Here is a 22,366-nt window from a genome sequence, read left to right on the forward strand (position 1 = left end):
CGCATACAACCCAACAGCACCGAAAGGAATCAGCGCCGTGAACAAAGTCTACCGTCTGGTCTTCAACCGTACGCTCGGCGTCATGCAGGTCGCCTCCGAGCTGGTCAACGCTGCGCACGGCGGGGTAGACCACCGCGGCGGCAATACCGTCGGCACCCTGCGGCCGATCAGTTTCGCGCTCTGGCTGGTGCTGGGCTGGGTGGGATTGGTGCAGCCGCTGTCCGCGCAGCAGGCGCCGGCCGATCCCGGCCGTATTGCCGCCGACCCCGGCGCACCGGCAAACCAGCGCCCGACGGTGATCACCTCGGCCAACGGCACGCCGCAGGTGAACATCACCACGCCCAGCGCCGGCGGTGTGTCGCGCAACACCTACCAGCAGTTCGACGTCGGCCAGCAGGGTGTCATCCTCAACAACTCGCGCGGCGACGTGCAGACCCAGCTGGGTGGCTGGGTGCAGGGCAATCCGTGGCTGGCCACCGGTACCGCGCGTGTCATCCTCAACGAGGTCAACAGCAGCAACCCCAGCCACCTCAATGGCTACGTGGAGGTCGCGGGCGCGCGGGCGCAGGTGGTCATCGCCAACCCGGCCGGCATCCAGGTCAATGGCGCGGGCTTCCTCAACGCCAGCCGGGTGACCCTCACCACCGGCACGCCGATCGTCACCAATGGCGTGCTGGACGGGTATCGCGTGGAAGGCGGCAGCATCGGAGTCGGTGGTGCAGGCCTGGATACCAGTCGCGCCGACTACACCGACATCATCACCCGTTCGTTGCAGGTCAACGCCGGCATCTGGGCCAACCAGCTGCAGGCCAGCCTGGGAAGCAACGTGGTCAGTGCCGATCACAGCAGTGTCCAGGCGCAGAAGCCGACTTCGGCGGCGCCCGTCTTCGCGCTGGACGTGGGCGCACTGGGCGGCATGTACGCCAATCGGATCTGGCTGGTCGGCAACGAACACGGCGTGGGCGTGCGCAACGCCGGCAAGATCGGCGCGCAGGCCGGTGAACTGGTGGTCACCGCCGATGGCCGGCTGGAGAATGTTGGCGCGCTGCATGCGCAGCAGGACACCCGCATCGACGCCAGCGGCGGGATTGCCAATGCCGGCACGCTCAGTGCCGAGCGCGAGCTGCGCGTGCATACCCCGGTAGACGTCGACAATAGTGGTGGCACGCTCAATGCGCGCCGCATCGAAGTGAACGCCGATGCGCTGCGCAATCGTGGCGGCAGCATTGAACAGCTCGGAACGCAGGCGCTGCAGCTGCAGGCGGCCGATGTAAGCAATCTGCAGGGCCGCATCGGCAACGTGGCCAGCGTCTCGCCGGGTACCGGCACCGGTACCCCGCCTGGCACCGGTACGCCCGGAACCGGGACGCCGGGTACGGGCAATCCGGGCACCGGCACGCCCGGCACGGGTACCCCGGGCACCGGCTCTCCGGGCACCGGCACCCCGCCGGTCACGCCGCTCCCGCCCCTGGCAACCGGCATGCTCAACATCGCCGGAACCCTGAGCAACGACGGTGGCCGCATTGAAGCCAGCGGTGACCTGCAGCTCAGCGCCCGCAACAGCCTCGACAACAGCGACGGTACGCTGGGCGCCAGTACCCTGCAGGTACAGGGACAGGCGCTGCGCAACATGCGCGGCACCCTGCAGGTCCAGGGTGCGGCCAGCGCGCAGGTGCAGCAGCTGGACAACAGCGCCGGTCGCATGACCTTCGCCCGTGGCTTCGAGTTGAAGGCGCAGTCGGCGATCAATCGTGGCGGCAGCCTTGCCCACGGTGGCAGCGCCGCGACGACCTGGACGATCGGCCAGCTCGACAACAGCGAGGGCAGCATCTCCAGCAATGCCACGCGCCTGGGTCTGGACATCGGCACCCTGGTCAACACGCGCGGCAGCATCAGCCACGCCGGCAGCGAGGGGCTGCTGCTGCGTGCGGAGGTACTGGAGGGTGTACAGGGCAGCATCGCTACCGCAGGCGCGGCAGACCTGCTGCTGGGCCGTGCCGACCACCGTGGCGCGCAGCTGGTCGCCCGCCAGCTCGAGCTGACGGCACAGGACTTCGACAACCGTGGCGGCCGCTTGCTGTCCACCGGCCAGCAGGCCAGCACGCTCAGCGTGCGTAATCATCTGGACAACAGCGACGGTGGCCTGCTGGCCAGCAATGCCGACCTGCAGATCGACGCAGCATCCTTTGGCAATGCCGCAGGTACCGTGCAGCAGGCGGGTACCGGCAACCTGCGCATCACTACCGCCAACCTGCAGGGCCAGGGCGGCACCGTCCTCAGCAACGGTACCCTGCAGCTGCACGGCGATACCCTCAACCTGCGCAATGGCACCACCGCTGCACAGCGCATCGATGTGCGTGCCGGCGACCTGACCACCGCTGGCGGCACGCTGACCTCGACTGGCAGTGATGCGTTGCGCCTGCAGGTAGCGCGCACCATGGACAACAGTGGCGGCACCGTGGGCGCCAATGGTGCGCTGGACATCAACGGCGGCACCGTCATCAACGATGGCGGCAAACTGATCGCCGCAGGCACCGACACCAGCCGCATCCATGCCAGCCAGCGGCTGCAGAACCAGCGCGGCCTGCTGTCCGGCAATGGCGACCTGGACATCACGGCCGATGGCCTGCTGAACGAGGGCGGCAGCATCGACCACGCCGGCACCGGCACGCTGAAGATCGACGCGACCTCCGTGCATGGGACCGGTGGCAGCATCGCCAGCAACGGTCAGCTGCAGTTGAGCGGGCAGCAGCTGGACCTGCAGAAGGGCAGCACCCGCGCCCGTGACGTAAAGATCGACGCTGCCGGGCTGGACACCAGTGGCGGCAGCCTGCTGTCACTGGGCGAAAATGCGATGCAGCTGCAGGTGCAGGGCCTGCTGCGTAACGACGGCGGCAGCATCAGTGCCAACGGCGCCCAGCAGATCCATGCGGGTGCGCTGTCCAACCGCGGTGGCGCGCTCAACTCGGCCGGTACCGCGGCGTCGCAGATCCGGGTCGACGGCACGCTCGACAACAGCGGCGGCAGCATTGCCAGCAATGCTGGCAACCTGCAGCTGCAGAGCGGCACCCTGATCAACGCAGGTGGCACGCTCAGCCATGCAGGTACCGCCGGCCTGGTCATCGACACCGGGCGCCTGGACGGGGCGAAGGGACAGATCGCCACCGCCAGCGCACTGCAGCTCACCGCGGCCGAGGTCGATCATCAGGGCGCGTCGCTGACCGCCACGCAACTGGACATCACTGCAGCCGGGTGGAACAACCGGGGCGGACGCATCGTCGCCACTGGCACCGGCAGCAATACGCTGCGCGTGCAGGGCACGCTGGACAATGGCAATGGCGGAACCCTCGCCAGCAACGGCAACCTGGACATCCATGCGCGCACCTTCGGCAATGCCGGGGGAACCGTGCAGCAGGCCGGCTCCGGCAGCCTGGCCATCACCACGCAGGACCTGACCGGTGCCGGTGGCACCCTGCTCAGCAATGGTTCGCTGGACCTGCAGGGCGACAGCATCGATCTGCGCGACGGCACCACGACGGCGCAACGCATCAGTATCGATGGTGACAGCGTGATCACGGCAGGTGGTCAGTTGAGCGCGCTGGGCGCCCAGCCCCTTCAGCTGCAGGCCCGCAGCCTGCTCGATAACACCGGCGGAACGCTGGGCAGCAATGGCGCCATCGACGTGCGCGCGGGGCGCTTCGTCAACGACCATGGCAAGCTGATTGCAGCCGGTGAAGCGGCCTCTGCGATCCGGGCTGCACAGCTGGAGAACCGCAGCGGCTCGATCTCTGCCAACGGCAACCTGCACATCGAGGCGGAAACATTGTCAGGGCAGGGCGGCACCATCGGTGCCGCCCGCGCGCTGTCTCTGCAGGGCGGGTCGTTGGACCTGCGCGGCGGTACCGTGGCGGCCGAGCAGCTCGACATCGTGGCCGGCAGCCTGGACAACAGTGCGGGTGCGCTGCGCGCCACCGGCAGCGGGACGCTGGCGCTGCAGGTCAGCGGCCGGTTGGCCAACGACGCCGGCACCATTGCCAGCAACGGTGCCCAGCACATCGAAGCCGGTGAGCTCTCCAACCGTGGCGGCACGCTCAGTTCGGCCGGCAGCGCCTCCACTGAGCTGCGCATCGACGGCCTGTTCGACAACAGCAACGGCGTGCTGGCCAGCAATGGTGCGGCGCTGAAGATCGACGCCGGCAGCATGGCCAACGTCAAGGGCACGCTCAGCCATGCCGGCAGCCAGGGCCTGCTGCTGCGCACCGGGCAACTGGATGGCCAGGGCGGCACCATCGCCAGCGCGGGCGCCATCACCCTGCAGGCGGGCAACGTGGACCATCGCGGCGCCACCCTGCAGGCCGAGCGCATCGCGCTGGACGCAAAGTCATTCGACAACCGCGCCGGCAAGGTCATGGCGACGGGTGCGGAGGGCAGCCGGATCGACGTGGTCGGCAGCCTGGACAACGGTGAGGGTGGCCTGCTGGCCAGCAATGGCGACCTGGACATCCAGGCGGCGGTGTTCGGCAATGCCGGCGGTACCGTGCAGCACGCTGGCGAAGGCGTGCTGTCGATCAATGCTGGAACGCTCAACGGTACGGGCGGCACGCTGGTCAGCAATGGCAGCCTGCTGCTCAAGGGCACCACCACCGACCTGCGCGCAGGTGTGACCTCGGCCAAGCGGATCGAGGTGGATACCGGCACCCTGATCACCGCCGGCGGCACGCTTACCGCGACCAGCAGCGACATGCTGCGGCTGAGCGCGCGCGAACGCATCGACAACAGCGGCGGCACCGTATCCAGCAACGGTGGGCTGGACCTGCGCAGCGCCGTGCTGGTCAATGCTGGCGGTACGCTGCAGTCCGCCGGCACCGCAGCGAGCCAGCTGAGCATCGGCCAGGACCTCAACAACCGTGGCGGCCGCATTCTGGCCAACGGTGGGCTCGGCATCACCTCAGGCAGCATCGACAACCAGGGCGGCACGCTGCACAGCGCAGCACGCCTGGTGGTAAAGGCCGATGGCCTGCTGGACAACAGCAACAAGGGCGTGATTGCCAGCGGCGCGGGCATGCAGCTGGCAGCGGCTTCGCTGGACAACCGCACCGGCAGCATCGAGCAGGCGGGCGACAGCCTGTTGCAGATCGATGCCGACACGCTGCAGGGTCATGCCGGCCGCATCGTCAGCAATGGCGAGCTGCAACTGAAGGGCGAAACCGTCGATCTGAGTGCGGGCACCACGGCCGCGCAGCAGGTCAGCATCGAGGCCGGCCAGCTGGACAACACGGGGGGTACGCTGAATGCTACCGGCAACCAGGCGATGTCGCTGCAGGTACGCGGCGCGCTGGGCAATGACGGCGGCACCATCGCTGCCAACGGTGCGCAGCAGATCAGCGCCGGTTCGCTGTCGAATGCGGGCGGTACCCTGAGCTCGGCAGGTACGTCCGACAGCCGGATCACCGTCACCGGCCGTTTCAACAACGGCGGCGGCACCCTCGCCAGCAATGCAGGCAACCTGCGTGTCGATGCCGGGCAACTGGTCAATGCCGCGGGCCGCATCGTCCATGCGGGGAAGGGCGTATTGACCGTACAGGCCACCCAGCTGGACGGCGCTGGCGGCAGCATCGCCACGGCAGGCGGATTGCAGCTGGATGCGGTGACCGTGGACCATCGCGGCGCCACCCTCACTGCCGATCACTTCGCCCTCAACGCCGACCGCTTCGACAACCAGAACGGCAAGCTGCTGGCGACGGGCACGCAGGCCAGCACCGTGCAGGCCACCACGTCACTGGACAACGGTGGCAACGGCCTGATCGCCAGCAATGGCGACCTGACACTGACCAGTGCAGTGTTCGGCAATGCCGGCGGCACCGTGCAGCAGGCTGGCACCGGCATGCTGGCCATCAACGCGCACACCTTGAATGGCCAGGGCGGCAAGCTGCTCAGCAATGGCGCCCTGCAGTTGACCGGCGAAGCCACTGACCTGCGTGATGGCACGCTGTCCGCGACCCGCATCGCGGTCGATACCGGCACGTTGCTTAACGCGGGCGGTTCGATCATCGCCTCTGGCAGCGATGCATTGAAGGTGTCCGCGCGCGAGAGGCTGGACAACAGCGGTGGCACGCTTGCCGGCAATGGCGCGCTGGATCTGCGCAGCGCGCAGCTGCTCAACAACCGGGGCACGATCCAGGCTGCTGGCGGCGGTAGCAGCACCCTGGCGATCACCCACGCGCTGGAGAATCGCGGTGGCCGCATCCTGACCACAGGAGACGCTACCCTCACAGCAGGCGCGTTCGACAATCGCGGCGGCATCGTACACAGCGATGGCAACAGCGCATTGACCGTGCGCGTCGACGGCCTGCTCGACAACAGCGACAAGGGCACCCTGTCCGCCGGAGGCGCACTGCTGACCGAGGCTCAGTCCATCAACAACGACGGTGGCACCGTGGCTGCTGGTCAGGACATGCAGCTGACCAGCGCCGATGCGCTGCGCAACCAGGGCGGCCTGGTCCAAGCTGGTAAGCACCTGCAGGTCTCGGCCAGCGGCCTGAACAACAACAGCGGCCGGATCATCGCCAACGACCTGCAGCTGGATACCCGCGGCCAGGCGCTGGACAACCGCAGCGGCATCATTGCCAGCCTTTCCGGAAACGCAGAGCTGCGCAGCGGTGCCCTGGACAACACCGGCGGCCTGCTGCAGTCGGCGGCAGCCCTCAGCATCAACACCGCCGGACAGCGGCTGATCAATGCCAGTTCCAATGGCAACGGCATCGTCAGCAGCGGCACGCTGCAGATCCACAGCGGCGATCTCGACAACCGTGGTGGCGCGGTGTCCGCCAAGGCCGGTGCCGACGTGCAGGCCACCAACATCGACAACAGTGGCGGCGGCTCGCTGGTGAGTGCGGCCGACCTGCTGCTGCGCGCGCAGCAGCTGGCCAATACCGGTGGCAGTGTGACCGCCGGCGGCAATGCCGACATCGGCTTGCAGGGTGCGCTGCTCAACAGTGGCGGCCTGGTGGCCGCGACCGGCCGCCTCGACCTGCAGGCCGGCCATGTCGACAACCGCAATACGCTCAGCCCGGGCAATGGTCCTGCACTGGGGCTGCAGGGCAAGACCCTGCAGGTAACCACCGGCAACCTGGACAACCAGAACGGCCAGGTGATTGCCGACAACCTCGTGCTGCAGGTGAACCAGCGCCTGGACAACAGCGGTGGCCTGGTGTCGGCGGCCCTGAGCTCCGACGTCCGCGCCGATACCCTGGTCAACAGCGGCGGCACCCTGGTGGCCGGCAGGCAGCAAACCCTCCGCACCCGCGAGATCATCGGTGACGGCCGGCTGATGTCGCAGGGTGACATGACCCTGGAGCTGGGACAGAGCCACACCAACCGTGGCGAGATGGTGGCCAACGGCACGCTGAGCCTGTCCATCCAGGGCAACCTGGACAACACCGGCAAGCTGGCCGGCGCCAACGTCAACATCAATGCGGGCAACATCACCAACGCCTCCACCGGCGAGATCAGCAGCATCGGCCTGACCCGCCTTGCAGCGGGCGGCGCACTGGTCAACTACGGCCTGCTGGACGGCAACGTCACCCATATCACCGCTGCGACCGTCGACAACATCGGCAGCGGCCGCATCTACGGTGACCGCGTCGCCATCCAGGCGGGCTCGCTCAACAACGTGGCAGCCAACATCGGTGGCGTGGACCGTGCAGGTACCATCGCTGCACGCCAGCGCCTGGACCTCGGCGTCGGCACGCTGACCAACAGCGGCAAGAGCCTGATCTTCAGCGATGGCGACGCCGCCATCGGCGGTGCCCTGAACGGTCTGGGCGCGGTAGGCAGCGCGCAGAAGGTCGACAACATCGGCTCCACCATCGAGGTCAGCGGCAACCTGGACCTGTCCGCGCTGGCGGTGAACAACATCCGCGAGAACGTGGTGGTGGAGAAGGTCACCACCGTGCATGCACCGGTGCGGCTGGAACAACCCGGCTGGTTCAAGAACGCCAACAACAACAACCGGGATTTCCGCGCTACCTCGAATTACCAGCCGTATGAGATCTACTACCTCAATCCGGCGGACATCCTCGAAGACACCCCCTACGTCACTCCGGATGGCCAGCAGATCCGCAAAGCGGTGATCCGGCTGTCCAGCAACACCAGCGCCTATGCGTTCGCCCGCGGTGGCGTGCATGGCGCACGCGCGTCACGTGAACGCCTGAACGTACAGGACGGCACCGTCACGATCTATTACGTCGGCCGTGCCGACAACCGCAACAATCCCGATCAGCTCGGCGCGGGCGCGGAAGATCCCTTCCGCGATCTGGCGACCCGTGGTCCGGGTTCGCCGCCGATCGAGTACGTGACCGATACACTCCGGTACAACAACGCCTACGGCACCTGTACCACCACCTGCGTGCAGCTCATCACCTATCCGGACTATGACAATCCGGACGCGACGCTGATCAACATGCAGCGTCACCCGCAGGAGACCAGCGGCAACGAGAAGACCCGCATTGCCACCCGCACCACCGTGGAAGACGTGGTGGTTTCGGCAGGCAACAACGCCGTGATCAACGCGGGCGGCAACATGCGGATCAGCACCGATCGGCTGGAGAACCGTTTCGCCAACATCGCCGCGGGTCGCGACCTGGCCATCGTCGGCCTGAACCGCGATCAGTCCGAGGTGATCAATGCTGCCGAGCAGCTGACCCGTACCAGCACCTTCGACAACCAGTCCATCACCTACGGTGGCTCCTCCAGCCGCTGGAAGGCGGCACCGATCACCGAGAAGACCGGTGCGCTGGGTTCGTCGATAACCGCCGGTGGCAAGCTCACCATCGATGTCGGCAACCTGCGCAACGACAACAACGGGGGCAGCAACCCCAACGCCGGTGGTGGCAAGGGCACCGCGCAGCTGGATACCAACGGCCGCGGTGCAGGTGCGGTCGGCCCCGGCGCGGGCAGCGTGCAGGGGCCCGGCCAGAGCACAGGCCAGGGTGCGGGCAGCGTGGACGCACAGGGGCCGGGCACCGCTGGCGCGGCGCAGGGAGCCAACGGTGGTCATCAGCAGGCGGTCGCCCAGACCGACGGCGTGCGCGCGGATGCGGCGGGTGCCCAGGGCCCCGGCCAGGCCGGCAACGCCGGGGCTGGTGCTGGCACGGCGCAGGACATCAGTGCCGCCCAGGCCGGGCAGGCCAATGCCAACGGCCCGGCGGCGGTGCGCGCCGGAGAGCATGCCGGCAGCGGTGGCAATGCCGCAGTGGATGGCAAGCAGGCCACGACGACATCCGGTGCTGATCCGCGCGTGGTGGTCACCACCAGCCCGAATGCCAGTGCACCCACCGCCAGCCTGTTCAATGTAGATGCCAACCGTGGCAACCACATCGTGGAAACCGACCCGCGCTTTGCCAGCTATCGCGATTGGCTCAGCTCGGATTACCTGCTGCAGCGGGCAGGCTTTGAGCCCTCGCAGACGCAGAAGCGCCTGGGCGATGGCTTCTACGAGCAGAAGCTGGTGCGCGAGCAGATCGGCGAACTCACCGGCCGCCGCTTCCTTACCGGCCACGCCAGCGACGAAGAGCAGTACCGCGCGCTGCTGGAGGCCGGTGCCACGGTCGCCAGCGAATGGGGCCTGCGCCCCGGCGTGGCGCTGACCGCCGAGCAGATGGCACGCCTGACCAGCGACATCGTCTGGCTGGTGGAAAAGGACGTCACCCTGGCCGATGGCTCGGTGGTGCGCGCACTGGTGCCGCAGGTCTACCTGCGGGTGATGCCGGGCGACCTCGGCAACGACGGTGCATTGCTGGCCGGCGCGGAGGTGGACGTCAAGCTGCGCGGCGACCTGGTCAACAGCGGCACGATTGCGGGCCGGCAGCTGGTCAGCATCGACGCCGGCAACATCCGCAACCTGTCCGGTGGCCAGATCAGTGGTGCCCAGGTGGGCCTGTCGGCGCGGCAGGACATCGACATCATCGGCAGTACCGTCAAGGCCACCGATGCGCTCGCACTGAAGGCCGGCGGCAACATCACCGTGGCCTCGACCACCACGGAATGGAAGGACCAGGGCGATCGCCTGTCGCAGCAGAAGACCACGCTGGATCGCGTAGCCGGCCTGTATGTCACCAATCCCGGTGGCGAAGGCGTGCTGTCGGTGGTGGCTGGCGGTGACATCGGCCTCAAGGCGGCGGAGATCCGCAATGCCGGCACGCATGGCATCACCCAGCTGGCTGCTGGTGGCAACCTGGACCTGGGCGCGCAGACGCTGGGCCAGAGCAGTGCGCTGAACCACAACAACCGCAATCACACCAGCAACAGCCAGACCACGCATGCGGTGACGTCGATTGAGGGCGCTGGCGATGTGGTGCTGGCCGCGGGCAAGGACATCAACCTGGCCGCAACCCGCATCAAGGCAGATGGCGGCATGGCCCTGCAGGCCGGTGGTGACATCAACAGCCAGGTGCTGGTGGACAGCCGCAGCAGTGATTTCAGTGCCGGTGGCAAGCGCAGCTCGCTGCAGATCAGCCAGAGCGACGAGGCCGTGCGTGGCAGCCAGTTGCAGGCTGGCGACAATGTAGTGCTGAGGGCGAACCGCGATATCAACCTGACTGCAACCCAGGTCGCCAGCTCGGATGGCACGCTGAGCGTGGCGGCCGGTCGCGACGTCAACCTGCTTTCGGCCAACGAAACGCATGACTTCAGCCTGGACAGCTACGACAAGAAAAAGAAAACCCTGTCGAGCACCACCACCACCCGCCATGCCGAGAGCAGCGACAGCTATGCCATCGGCACCGCGCTGCAGGGCAAGGCGGTCAACGTCAACGCGGGCCATGATCTGACCGCGGTCGGTGCGGTCATCGATGCCACCGGCAATGTGACTCTGGCTGCCGGCAACAATGTGCTGATCGCTTCCGCAGAGGATCAGCACAGCAGCGAGTCCAGCCAGAGCAGGAAGAAGTCCGGCTTCACTGGCGGCTTCTCCAACGGCACCGCGTCCATTGGCTACGGCAGCTCGAAGAACAGCAACAGCATGGCCGAGCAGTCGACCACCCAGGTCGGCTCTGCGATTGCTTCGCGCGACGGCAACGTGCTGATCAATGCCGGCAACCAGCTGACGATCGCCGCGTCCGACGTGGCCGCAGGCAAGGACCTGACCCTGGTCGGCAAGGACATCAACCTGCTTGCCCGCCAGGACACGGTGGACACCCAGGCCAGCCAGTCGAGCAAGTCCAGCGGGTTCTCGGTGGGCGTCACCTACGACCCGGCCAAGGCGTATCGCACCGCACGCGACAACGCCACCGACGGCATGGCCGACAGTGGCACGATGATGGGCCGGATCACGCGTACCGCTGAAGGCGTGGCGGCCGGCGTGTCGGCGGCGGTGCTGCCGGCGATCACGGCCGGCAGCCAGCGCTCGAACAGCAACCAGAGCCACTCCACCAGTGAGGCCCGGGTCAGCAACCTCAATGCGGGAGGCAATCTCACGTTGATCGCCAATGGCGGCTCGATCACCAGCCAGGGTGCGCAGATGTCGGCCGAGGGTGACGCCGCGCTGTTGGCCACCAAGGACATCGTGTTCGACGTGGCGCACAACACCGAGCGCAGCGGCAGCGACAGTCGTGGCAAGGGTTGGGGTATCGCCACCAACTCGGCAGGCCTGCCGTTCGGCACCAACAACTCACGCAGCGATGGCGCCGGACAGAGCGACACCATCACCGGTACCCAGCTGTCGGTGGGTGGAGGCGTGCGCATGGCCACCACCGAGGGTGATATCCGCCTGACCGCCGCCAACATCGCCGCCGAGAAGGACGTCAATATCCGCGCTGCGGGCGACCTGACGATCCGTAGCGGGCAGGACACGGTCAGCAATGCCAACCGCTCGGACAGCAAGGCGATCGGCACCGTGCAGATCTCCGATACCGAGAAGTTCTCGGGCTGGCATCGCGAGCAGCATCGCGATGACAGCGCGCAGGTCTCGCAGGTGGCCAGCACCGTTGGCAGTCTCGGCGGCAACGTCAACCTCACCGCGGGTGGAAAGTACACGCAGACTGCCAGCAACGTGATCGCGGCCAAGGATGTGAACATCACTGCCGCCGAGATCGAACTGCTGACCGCCGACGAGAGTGGCCACTACTCGCAGAGCGACAAGGACCTGAAGATCGGTGCCTTCGCGCGGGTCAGATCGCCGTTGATCGATCTGCTCAACAATGTCGATGCCGCGCGCAAGTCCGACGGTCGCTTGCAGCAGATGCAGGGCCTGGCCGCTGGCGCCAATGCCTACCAGTCGGCCAGTGCGATCGCAGGCATGGCCAAGGGCGCTGGTGGTGGCACGCTGCTCAGTGCGGAGGCGGGAGTGGGCTTCAAGACCTCCAGCAGCAGTGCCGATGGCAGCAGCCAGGTCTCGCGCGGCTCCACCATCCAGGGCGGCGGCAACGTCAACCTGACCAGTACCGGTGGCGACATCCACGTGGTGCAGGGCAATCTTAGTGCAGGTAACACGCTCAGTCTGGATTCGGCCGGCGATATCCTGCTGGAAGCGGGCAAGGCGCATGTGGCCGACCGCAGCAAGAGCAGCAATGCCGGCGCCGAAGTCGGCGTGGGTGTTGCGGTGGGTGCGCAGACCGGCGTGTACGTCTATGCCGAAGCGAGTGTGGGCAGCAGCAAGTCCAATGCCGAGAGCAGCACCTGGCAGAACACCACGCTGACCGGCAAGAACATCTCGATGAAGGCCGAGGGCGATACCACCCTTCGCGGCGCGACCGCCACCGCCGACCGCATCGACGTCAAGACCGGTGGCACGCTGACCATCGAATCGCTGCAGGACGTCGCCGAGAGCATGTCCAAGAACAGCCAGGTAGGTGGCCGCGTGCAGGTGTCGTTCGGCACCGCGTGGAATGCCGACGGCAACGTCAGTTCCGGCAAGGCCAGCGGCAGCTATCAGGGCGTCGGCCAGCAGAGCGGCCTGTTTGCCGGCAATGGCGGCTACCACGTCGATGCCGGCCACGTGAACCTGGTGGGTGGCGCGATCGCCAGCACCAGCGCGGCCAACAGTCAGTTGACCGCACAGACCCTGACCTTCACCGATTTGAAGAACGAAATGGACTACAAGGCCAGTTCGGGAAGCATCAGTGGCGGCGCTGGCGGGGCGGTCAACAACTGGACCCCGATACCGGGTACCACGACACCGCACGGCTCACCGGGCGTACCGATGAGCGAAAAGGGTAGTGACAGCAGCACCACCCATGCCACGTTGACCGAGGGCAACATCACGATCGGCGGTTCCCGGACCACGGCAGCTGAGCTGGGTATCAATATCGACGCCAGTGCGGCGCACCGCGCGCTGGATGCCCTGCCTGACACCAACAAGCTGCTGGCGGACCAGCAGGCGATGGCATCTGCGATGGGGACGGTGGCCGCGACCGCGCAGCGGATCCGTGCCGACATGGATGCCGCCATCGACGTGATGAAGCAGCAGAAGGAGGACGCGAAAGCGACCTTGGACAATCCTGAGCTCAGCTCGCGCCTGAGTCCCGAGGAACGTGACATCCTGATCATGACGGTTGTCCAATCCCAGCAGGAGATCGAGCGCCTGAAGAAGGCCGGCGTGATGGTGAGTGCAATCAGCGGCGGCCTGACCGGAAGCGCAGGTGGGGCTGGCAGCATCGCAGCCGGCACTCTGGCTCCTGTGCTGTCCTACCAGATCGGGCAGTACTTCAAGGAGAACGCCATACGCAACATGGTGGATGGTGGCAATCGAGGCGAAGAAGGAAGCGCCACCCATCTGCTGACGCACGCCCTATTGGGCGCGGCGGTTGCCTCTGCGGGAGACAAGAACGCACTCGTAGGTGCAATCGCGGCCGGGGGGGCAGAGGCCATTGCGCCCGCGCTCTCCAAGCTGATGTACGGCAAGGACAGCAAGGATCTGACCGCCGCAGAGAAGGATGTCGTCAGTACGATTGTCGGAGCGGGTGGAGCGATCATCGGGTCCCTCAAGGGGGGCCTGGCAGGCAGTGCCGCCGGTAGCGAAGCTGCGAAGAATGCACTGGAAAACAACTGGGAGGAGGTGGGCCACTATTCGACGATGGCGGTCGTCCTCTATCTCGCCGGCGTCAAGGAGCAGGATGCGCGCGCATTGGCACTGGCAGCATGGGCTCCAGACACCGATTCGCGCAATGCAATCACCGATGAAAACATCAGGGGTGGCAAGGATCCGAGCATGCCGCAGCAGTACAACCACCTGCTTACTGGACTGAGTGATCCCGAGAAGGTCAAGGTCGTACAGGCGTACTGGACCGCCAAGGTTGGCGAGATCGTGGCTGCGATCAAGAAGAACGAAAACAACCCGGAGGAGAAGAAGCGGATCCTCCGCGATCCGGAAACACAGCGTGCCCTGCACGCGATGGGGGATTCGTTTGCACATGTCACGACGGAAGGAAAGCACTTCAATCCGGTGTACGGTCATCTTGTCCCCTCTCTCTTCGGCCCGAATCCGGACAGCCCGAAAGCCCATCCCGAGGCGTATGTGAATTACAGCCTGGCGATCTACGAAGCCGCGACCGGATCCTACAAGTCCACGTCGCTGCGTGACTCGTCGTACGTGCAGGATCTGGCACGCAGGGTGACGCTGGAGGCCGAGCCGGAGCGGCAGAAGGCCATCCTTGATACGGCGGCGGCCTTCTACACCACTGCCAGGACATCCGGGCTGGTGAATGCGCCGATCGGCGACTGCGGGATCCTCTGCCAATGGACGCCTGCCACAAAGGCAGTCAACTCCAAATTGGGGGACATCTACAATGAGGGGCGGCCGCAGGGGCCATTTGCACCCATCATTGATTGGAACAGGTTCAATCAACTCGGTAGGTAATGAACATGCGCGGCGCAATCAAGGTAACGAAGTGGTGGGTCAAGCTTCTGTCGAGCGTCAGTGCATTGACCTGGCTTTTCCTGCTCGTCCTTTGGGGAGCGGTCACCTTCAATCGGAACACTGACAATTCCCTCGGAATCTACGAGCTATCCGCTTTGCCGGGCGTAGAAGTGCTCTTCTGGGTCTGCTTCTTCGGGCAGCCCCTGTTGACCGTGGTGATGTTCATCCGGATGGCGTTGCGGCACCGTTTCGCGTTTTTCGAGCTCCCACTCGCGATCGTGGTCTGGGGCCTGTTCCTGTACAACCTGTCGTTCTTCCGAGGTTGAGCGGCACGCCGGCTGGCCGGGCGCTGGCCTGATCCGTCCCCGCTGTTCCCATGCGGACAGCGGGGCCATCGGTGGTGTCGTTCGGCGCGTGGGGTCGAACGACGGCCGCAGTCCATGGTTACAATCTGCCCATGATCAGCCCCCGCCTTCTGGTTTCCGCACTGCTGGCGCTGGCCTTGGCGGCCTGCACCGCTACTGCGCCCGTGCAGCACAACCCGCTCGCCACCTGGGTGCCGTCACCCAACCAGAACGCGCGCACGCCGGTCATCATCGTCATCCACCACACCGAGCAGAAGTCGGTGCAGCAGAGCCTGCATACGCTGCGTACCGCCAACAGCGGTGGGCCGGTCAGTGCGCACTATCTGATCGGTGCTGATGGCCATCGTTACCAGCTGGTCGCCGATGAGCGCCGTGCCTGGCACGCCGGTGCCGGGCGCTGGGGCACCATCACCGATCTCAACTCGGCCTCGATCGGCATCGAGCTCGACAACGATGGCCGCAGCCCGTTCACCCCGGCGCAGATCGAGTCGCTGGTCGTGCTGCTGCGCGATCTCACCACCCGCCTGAACATCCCGCCGCGCCAGGTCATCGCCCACGCCGACCTGGCGCCGACGCGCAAGCAGGATCCGAGCCGCTTCTTCCCTTGGCAGCAGCTGGCCGAGGCCGGCTTCGGGGTGTGGCCGCGCGCCGCCGACGGCGCGGCACCGGAAGGCTTCGACGCGTGGAATGCGCTGGCCCGCTTCGGCTATCCACTGGACAACCGCGAAGCCACCGTCGCCGCCTTCCACCGCCGTTTCCGTGGCCGCGACGACCTGCCGAAGACGCTGGATGCCGAGGACGCCCGCATCCTGCATTCGCTGCTGCTGCAGACGCCGTGACTCCGCGCATGAACGCTTGACCAGGCGCTGGGTTGCCGCCCAGCGGCCGGCACTCCACCATGGCGGCATGATCGATTCCGCCACCTTCTTCAAGCGCAAGCACTGGACTCTGTTGGCAGCGGCCGTGCTCGCCGGCTGCTCCACCACCGCCCCCCGCACCGGATCCGAAGGGTCGACGGCCGTCACACCGCCTGCGGCCACCTACGCCAAGGCCACATGGAGCGCATTGCCCCCGGTCTCCGATACCGATCTGCAGGCCGGTTTCGTTGCCTGGCGCAGCAGCTGCACCCGCCTGAAGAACGATGCCGTCTGGGCCAAACCCTGCGCCACGGCCGCTGCGGTTTCAGACAAGGATCCGGCCGCGATCCGCCAGTTCCTGCAGCGCGACCTCGATGTCTACGCGCTGCGTGCCGGTGGCCACCAGGCCGACGGATTGATCACCGGCTACTACGAGCCGATCTACCCCGGCAGCCTCACCCGCACCGACAAGGCGACGGTGCCGGTCTACGGCACGCCCGACGATCTGATCGTGGTGCAGCTGGACAGCCTCTACCCGGAACTGAAGGGTAAGCGCCTGCGTGGTCGCGTTGAGGGCAAGGTGCTCAAGCCCTACGACGACGCCGGTACCATCGCGGCCAAGGGCGCCAAGGCGCCAGTGCTGGCCTGGCTGACCGACCCGATGGACCTGCAGCTGCTGCAGATCCAGGGCTCCGGCCGGGTGCGCCTTGCCGATGGCAAGCAGGTGCGGCTGGCCTACGCCGAACAGAACGGCCACCCCTACCGCGCCATCGGCCGCTGGTTGGTGGACCAGGGCCAGCTGAAGAAGGAAGACGTCACCATGGACGCGATCCGCGCCTGGGCCCGGGCCAATCCCGCGCGCGTTCCGGAACTGCTGCGCAGCAATCCCAGCTACGTGTTCTTCGTGCGCAACCCGGACAGCCCGGAAGGCCCGCGCGGTTCGCTGAACGTGCCGCTCACTGCCGGCTACAGCGTGGCGGTGGACCGTACCGTGGTGCCGCTGGGCAGCCTGCTGTGGCTGTCTACCACGCGCCCGGATGGCACCCCGGTGGTGCGCCCGGTGGCCGCGCAGGACACCGGCGGCGCCATCGCCGGTGAAGTGCGCGCCGACCTGTACTGGGGCAGCGGCGATGCCGCCGGCAAGCTGGCCGGTGACATGAAGCAGAAGGGCAATATCTGGATGCTGTGGCCGAAGGGCGTGCCTCTGCCGAACTGATCCAGCAGGGGTCGGATCTCTTTCCAAAGGAAAGGGCTCTGACCCCCGGATGCCTGATAATGGCGTCATTCCGAACTTTCCGGCCGCGCCTGCGGCCAGGACCCCTGCAATGACCTACGCAAAGCACAACGCAAAATCCGGCGCGAAGTCCGCCGCAAAGAAGTACTACAAGCACTGGGCCGAATCGGGCCTGGGCAAGGGCAACGTGCTGATGGAAGCCCGCGGCGAGAAGATCGTCCGTCAGGTGGAGATCTACGGCACGACGGCTGTGTGGGCCGATGAACACGCGCACAGCGATGACCGCTTCCCGCTGGCCGACCAGCCGGTGTCCTTCCTCGATTTCGACGAGGACGACGAGATCTCCCCGCGCGAGTTCGAAAGCGCCTGGAAGAAGGCGCGGCTGGCGACCGGTTACCCGGTGTAACGCTGCCCCAGCCGGGGTCGGATCCCTTTCCGAACGGAAAGGGCTCTGACCCCGGATCATGGCTCACGCAGCTGCGTCGTACGGCTGGATCCGAGCTAGCACGTCGGCCAGCTTTTCCTTGGTCATCGCGGCATCGAAGTCGGCCTGCAGGCCGATCCAGAACTTGTCGGAAACGCCGAAGTAGCGGGACAGGCGCAGCCCGGTGTCCGCAGTGACTGCGCGATCGCCGGAGACGATCTCGCCGATACGGCGTTGTGAGACGCCAATTGCCTTGGCCAGCCGGTATTGGGTGATGCCCAGAGGCTCCAGGAATTCATGCAACAGGATCTCGCCGGGAGCAGGGTAGGGGGCGGTTCGCACTCGCGCGACTCCTTCAGTGGTAATCGACAATTTCGACCTCGGCAGGTCCTTCCCGAGACCAGACAAAGCACAGCCGGAACTGGTCATTGATGCGGATGCTGTACTGGCCGCGCCGGTCCCCATGCAGCGATTCCAGTCTGTTCGCTGGCGGCAGACGCAGATCCCGCAGATCAGCTGCCACGTTGAGCATGGCCAGCTTTCGCAGCGCGGCAGCTTCAATGTGGCGCCATCTCTGCACGCGATGACCTTCAAACAGTGCCTGCGTACGTTTGCAGGCAAATGATTGGATCGGCATGTTGATAACGTATGACGATAGTATCGTAAGGCGTTAGTATCCTTCAGGCAAGCATGGCGCGTAATTCCCGGGCGCGACGACTGGCGACGCATTCGATGCGATCTGATGCTGGACCCCCGTTTTGCACTACATTGGTGCAATGTCCGACCCCGCACCCCCGCCTTCCCTCGATGCCCTTGGCACGCCGCTGGCCTGGGCCGGGGCCGACGGCCGCATCATCGGCTGCAACCCGGCCTTTGGCCGCTGGCTGGGCGTCAGCGGGCGCCGCCTGCTGGGCCAGCCGCTCGCCGCGCTGGAAGTGCAGGGCGAGGCCTTGGCCCATTTCCTGGCCCGCGACGAGCGCGACAGCCTGCGCCTGAACCGGCTGGCGCTGGCGGTGCCCGGCGAGGCGCCACGCTTCGCCGAGGGCTGGATGAGCCGCCGCGACGACGGAGGCTGGCTGCTGGAGGCACACCCGGTCGATGAATTCCCCGGGCTCGACCCTACCCAGGCCCTGCCCAGCGCGCTCAGCGCGGCACTGAAGGGCCTGGCCCACGAGCTGCGCAATCCGCTGGCGGGGCTGAAGGGGGCCGCCCAGCTGCTGGCCCGGCGCGCGGCCCAGCGTGATGCCAGCGAACGCGAGCTGATCGAGCTGATCGGCTCGGAGATCGAACGCCTCAACGGCCTGCTCGACCAGCTGTTGTCGCCAGCCCCGGCGGCCCCGCACGCCGAACTGAACATCCATGCCGCGCTGGAACGCGTGCTGCGCCTGGCCGAGAGTGAAGCCGGTTGGGCGGTACGCCTGCAGCGCGACTACGACCCCAGCATTCCTGAATTCCACGGCGACGCCGACCGCCTCACCCAGGCGGTGTGGAACCTGGTGCGCAACGCGATCCAGGCCGGCGCCGGCAACATCACCCTGCGCACCCGCGTGGAGCATGGCGTGCGCATCGCCGAACAGCTGCATACGCTGGCGCTGCGCCTGGAGATCGCCGACGATGGCCGTGGCGTGCCGGAGGAACTGGCCGAACACCTTTTCCTGCCGCTGGTCAGTGGTCGCGCCGAAGGCACCGGTCTGGGACTGGCGCTGGCCCAGCAGGTGGCGCGCGAACACCGCGGCACGCTCACCTACCGCTCGCGCCCGGGCCATACCGTGTTCACCTTGCTGCTGCCGATCGCCAACGGCACCGCCCCTGCCGAAGAGGCCCCGCGCGATGCCTGATGCTTCCACCCCCGTACAGCGTATCTGGGTGGTCGACGACGACCGCGCTGTTCGCTTCGTGCTGTGCACCGCGCTGCGCGAGGCAGGCTACCAGGTCGTTGATTTCGACAGCGCCGCGCCCGCCCTCCAGGCGTTGAGCGAAGGCCCACCGCCGGCGCTGCTGTTCACCGATGTGCGCATGCCCGGCGACGACGGCCTGGTGCTGCTGGACAAGCTCAAGGCCGCATTGCCGCAGCTGCCGGTGGTGGTGATGTCGGCCTATACCGATGTGGCCAGCACCGCCGGTGCGTTCCGTGGCGGCGCGCATGAGTTCCTGTCCAAGCCATTCGACCTGGACGATGCGGTGGCGCTGGCGCAGCGCGTGCTGCCGGCAGTGGCACCGGCGCTGGCCGCGCCCACGCCTGCGGCGGAAACGCACAGCGACCAGCCGCCGCAGCTGGTCGGCGATACGCCGCCGATGCGCGCGCTGTTCCGCGCCATCGGTCGCCTCGCACAGGCGCCGCTGGCGGTGCTGATCACCGGCGAGACCGGCACCGGCAAGGAACTGGTGGCGAATGCGCTACATCGCGAATCACCACGCGCGCACGGTCCGTTCGTTGCACTCAACACTGCCGCGATCCCGGCCGAGTTGCTGGAAAGCGAGCTGTTCGGCCACGAGGCCGGTGCGTTCACCGGGGCGCAGCGTCGCCATATCGGTCGTTTCGAGCAGGCCGACGGCGGCACGCTGTTCCTCGACGAGATCGGCGACATGCCGCTGCCGCTGCAGACCCGCCTGTTGCGCGTGCTGGCGCAGGGCGAGTTCTTCCGCGTCGGTGGCCGAGAGCTGATCCGCGTCGATGTGCGCGTGGTTGCCGCCACCCACCAGGATCTGGAAGGGCTGGTCGCGCAGGGCAAGTTCCGCGCCGACCTGCTGCACCGTTTGGATGTAGTGCGCCTGCAGCTGCCGCCGCTGCGCGAGCGCCGCGAGGACATCGCGCAACTGGCCAGCACCTTCCTGGCCGCCGCCGCACGCAAGCTGGACACGCCACCGAAGCGCCTGACCGCCGCCGCCCTGCAGGCGCTGCGCGAACACGACTGGCCGGGCAACGTGCGCGAGCTGGAGAACGTGTGCTGGCGGATGGCCGCGCTGGCCGCCGCCGACACCATCGGCGTGGCCGACGTCGATACCGCGCTCAATCGCGCGCGTGGCCGCCGCAGCCCTGCGCACGGCGCCGATCCGGGGCAGTGGGAAGCGCTGCTGGCCGAGTGGGCACGCCGGCAGCTGGCCGAAGGCGTGGAGGGCCTGCATGCGCAGGTGCGCGAGCGGGTCGACCATGCGCTGCTGGAGGCCGCGCTGCAGATCACCCATGGGCGCCGCGCGGAAGCCGCTGCCCGCCTCGGCCTCGGCCGCAATACCCTTACCCGCAAGCTGGGCGCCGGGCGCCGCCGCGGGGGCCATTGAACGGCCCCTGCACGCGATCCTCGCGCCCGCTTGCCGAACCGTTGATCGTTCATGGACGATGCCGTCCGTAGTGTCACCTGCAAGGAGTCTTCGATGCGTCTGTCCTTTGCCATCCTGCCGTTGTCCGCCGCCGTGCTGCTGTCTGCCTGTGGCAGTGCGCCGAAGAAGGCCGAGCCCACCCCGCCACCGCCGACTGTGGTCAGCGCCGCGAAACAGGCCGAGGCCAATCTGTCGCCGGCCTCAGCCAGCATCGTCAGTGGCCGCCTGGCATTGATGGTGGAGCCTGGTGGCCTGCACATCACCGGCCTGATTGGTGGCCTGCAGCCCCTGCAGCAGGCCGGCTTCCACATCCATGAGCGCGGCGACTGCAGCGCGGTGGATGCCAGCAGTGCCGGCAACCACTTCAACCCCGGTGGCGCCGCGCATGGCCGCGCCGGCACCGGCAAGCACCACCTGGGCGACATGGACAATCTGCGTGCCGACGCCCAGGGCCGCGCCAACGTCGATATCCACCTCAAGGGCGTTACCCTTGGCGGAGGCGCCGCCACCGATATCGCCGGACGTGCACTGGTCGTGCACGCCAACGCCGACGACTATCGCAGCCAGCCCGCCGGCAATGCCGGCGTCCGCATCGCCTGTGGCGTGATCCGGGTTGTCCGCTGATCACTGCAGGCATCATCCAGGGAGAGATTCCATGCGTTTGATCCACACTTCGCTGTTTGCCGCCATCACCGCGCTGGGCCTGGCGGCCTGCGGCCAGCAGCCCGCCGCGCCGCAGGCGGAAACCCCGCCGGCGGCGCCGGCTGCCACCACTGAACCGGCTGCCGCACCGGCACCGGCCGCCGCACCGGCTGCCGATGCTTCGGCCACCGCCGAGCTGGCACCGACCCAGGGCAACGAGGCCAAGGGCAGCGTCACCTTCAAGGTGGTCGACGGCAAGGTCCACGTGACCGGCCAGATCAGCGGCCTGAAGCCGGGCAGCGAGCACGGCTTCCACATCCACGAGAAGGGTGACTGCAGCGCGCCGGATGGCATGAGCGCCGGCGGCCACTTCAACCCGGGCCACCAGGATCACGGCAACGTTGCCACCGATCCGCACCACGGCGGCGACATGCCCAACATCAAGGCCGACGACAAGGGCGTGGCCACCATCGACGGCCCGGTGTCGAGCAACGTGAACATCGGCAAGGGTGATGACTTCGACATCATCGGCCGCGGCCTGATCGTCCATGCCGATGCGGATGACTACAAGACCCAGCCGACCGGCAATGCCGGCGCGCGCCTGGCGTGTGCAGTGATCCAGAAGGCCCCGTAAAGGCGCACGTGCCGCCTGTAGAGCCGAGCCCACGCTCG

Annotated in this window: 11 protein-coding genes; 9 read left to right on the forward strand and 2 right to left on the reverse strand. The window is 67.1% G+C overall.

All coding sequences use genetic code 11. The features are described 5' to 3' along the window. The first annotated feature begins 37 nt into the window (after window positions 1-37). The 5 genes from QP552_RS00545 (at window position 38) to QP552_RS00565 (ending at window position 17,716) form a co-directional block, all read left to right on the forward strand. The gene (locus QP552_RS00545) at window positions 38-14,854 is read left to right on the forward strand and encodes a hemagglutinin repeat-containing protein (protein ID WP_286074671.1); all 14,817 of its coding nucleotides are present in this window, start codon (window positions 38-40) and stop codon (window positions 14,852-14,854) included. Window positions 14,855-14,859: 5 nt separating this feature from the next. Continuing rightward, the gene (locus QP552_RS00550; protein WP_146260355.1) at window positions 14,860-15,180 is read left to right on the forward strand and encodes a hypothetical protein; all 321 of its coding nucleotides are present in this window, start codon (window positions 14,860-14,862) and stop codon (window positions 15,178-15,180) included. Between the two features lie 131 nt (window positions 15,181-15,311). Continuing rightward, a complete protein-coding gene (locus QP552_RS00555) occupies window positions 15,312-16,058 on the forward strand; it encodes an N-acetylmuramoyl-L-alanine amidase (protein ID WP_106548715.1) in 747 nt (248 codons plus the stop codon). 67 nt (window positions 16,059-16,125) lie between these two features. After that, on the forward strand, window positions 16,126-17,292 hold the full coding sequence (locus QP552_RS00560; protein WP_111113345.1) for an MltA domain-containing protein: 1,167 nt from the start codon (window positions 16,126-16,128) through the stop codon (window positions 17,290-17,292). Window positions 17,293-17,401: 109 nt separating this feature from the next. Beyond that, a complete protein-coding gene (locus tag QP552_RS00565) occupies window positions 17,402-17,716 on the forward strand; it encodes a hypothetical protein (protein ID WP_111113329.1) in 315 nt (104 codons plus the stop codon). 63 nt (window positions 17,717-17,779) lie between these two features. Here QP552_RS00565 and QP552_RS00570 read toward each other — a convergent pair whose 3' ends face one another. Next, window positions 17,780-18,076, reverse strand: coding sequence for a HigA family addiction module antitoxin (locus QP552_RS00570; protein WP_106548717.1), 297 nt, complete (start codon window positions 18,074-18,076; stop codon window positions 17,780-17,782). Window positions 18,077-18,089: 13 nt separating this feature from the next. Beyond that, the gene (locus QP552_RS00575; RefSeq protein ID WP_106548718.1) at window positions 18,090-18,371 is read right to left on the reverse strand and encodes a type II toxin-antitoxin system RelE/ParE family toxin; all 282 of its coding nucleotides are present in this window, start codon (window positions 18,369-18,371) and stop codon (window positions 18,090-18,092) included. 139 nt (window positions 18,372-18,510) lie between these two features. Here QP552_RS00575 and QP552_RS00580 point away from each other — a divergent pair, with 139 nt between their 5' ends. The 4 genes from QP552_RS00580 to QP552_RS00595 all read left to right on the forward strand — a co-directional run bounded on the left by QP552_RS00580 (window position 18,511) and on the right by QP552_RS00595 (window position 22,328). Then, window positions 18,511-19,572 carry an ATP-binding protein gene (locus QP552_RS00580; protein WP_106548719.1) on the forward strand — a complete coding sequence of 354 codons (1,062 nt, stop codon included), beginning with the start codon at window positions 18,511-18,513 and terminating at the stop codon, window positions 19,570-19,572. After that, complete coding sequence (gene ntrC, locus QP552_RS00585; protein WP_111113328.1) at window positions 19,565-21,013, forward strand: nitrogen regulation protein NR(I); 1,449 nt, start codon at window positions 19,565-19,567, stop codon at window positions 21,011-21,013. Before QP552_RS00580 ends, ntrC begins: the two co-directional genes overlap by 8 nt. Before the next feature lie 93 nt (window positions 21,014-21,106). After that, the gene (locus QP552_RS00590) at window positions 21,107-21,676 is read left to right on the forward strand and encodes a superoxide dismutase family protein (protein ID WP_106548721.1); all 570 of its coding nucleotides are present in this window, start codon (window positions 21,107-21,109) and stop codon (window positions 21,674-21,676) included. A gap of 31 nt (window positions 21,677-21,707) precedes the next feature. Then, entirely contained in the window at window positions 21,708-22,328 is a 621-nt protein-coding gene (locus tag QP552_RS00595; protein WP_106548722.1) for a superoxide dismutase family protein, read from the forward strand. Window positions 22,329-22,366: the final 38 nt, after the last annotated feature.

The organism is Stenotrophomonas sp. 59 (genome assembly GCF_030291095.1).
GTDB lineage: Bacteria > Pseudomonadota > Gammaproteobacteria > Xanthomonadales > Xanthomonadaceae > Stenotrophomonas > Stenotrophomonas maltophilia_Q.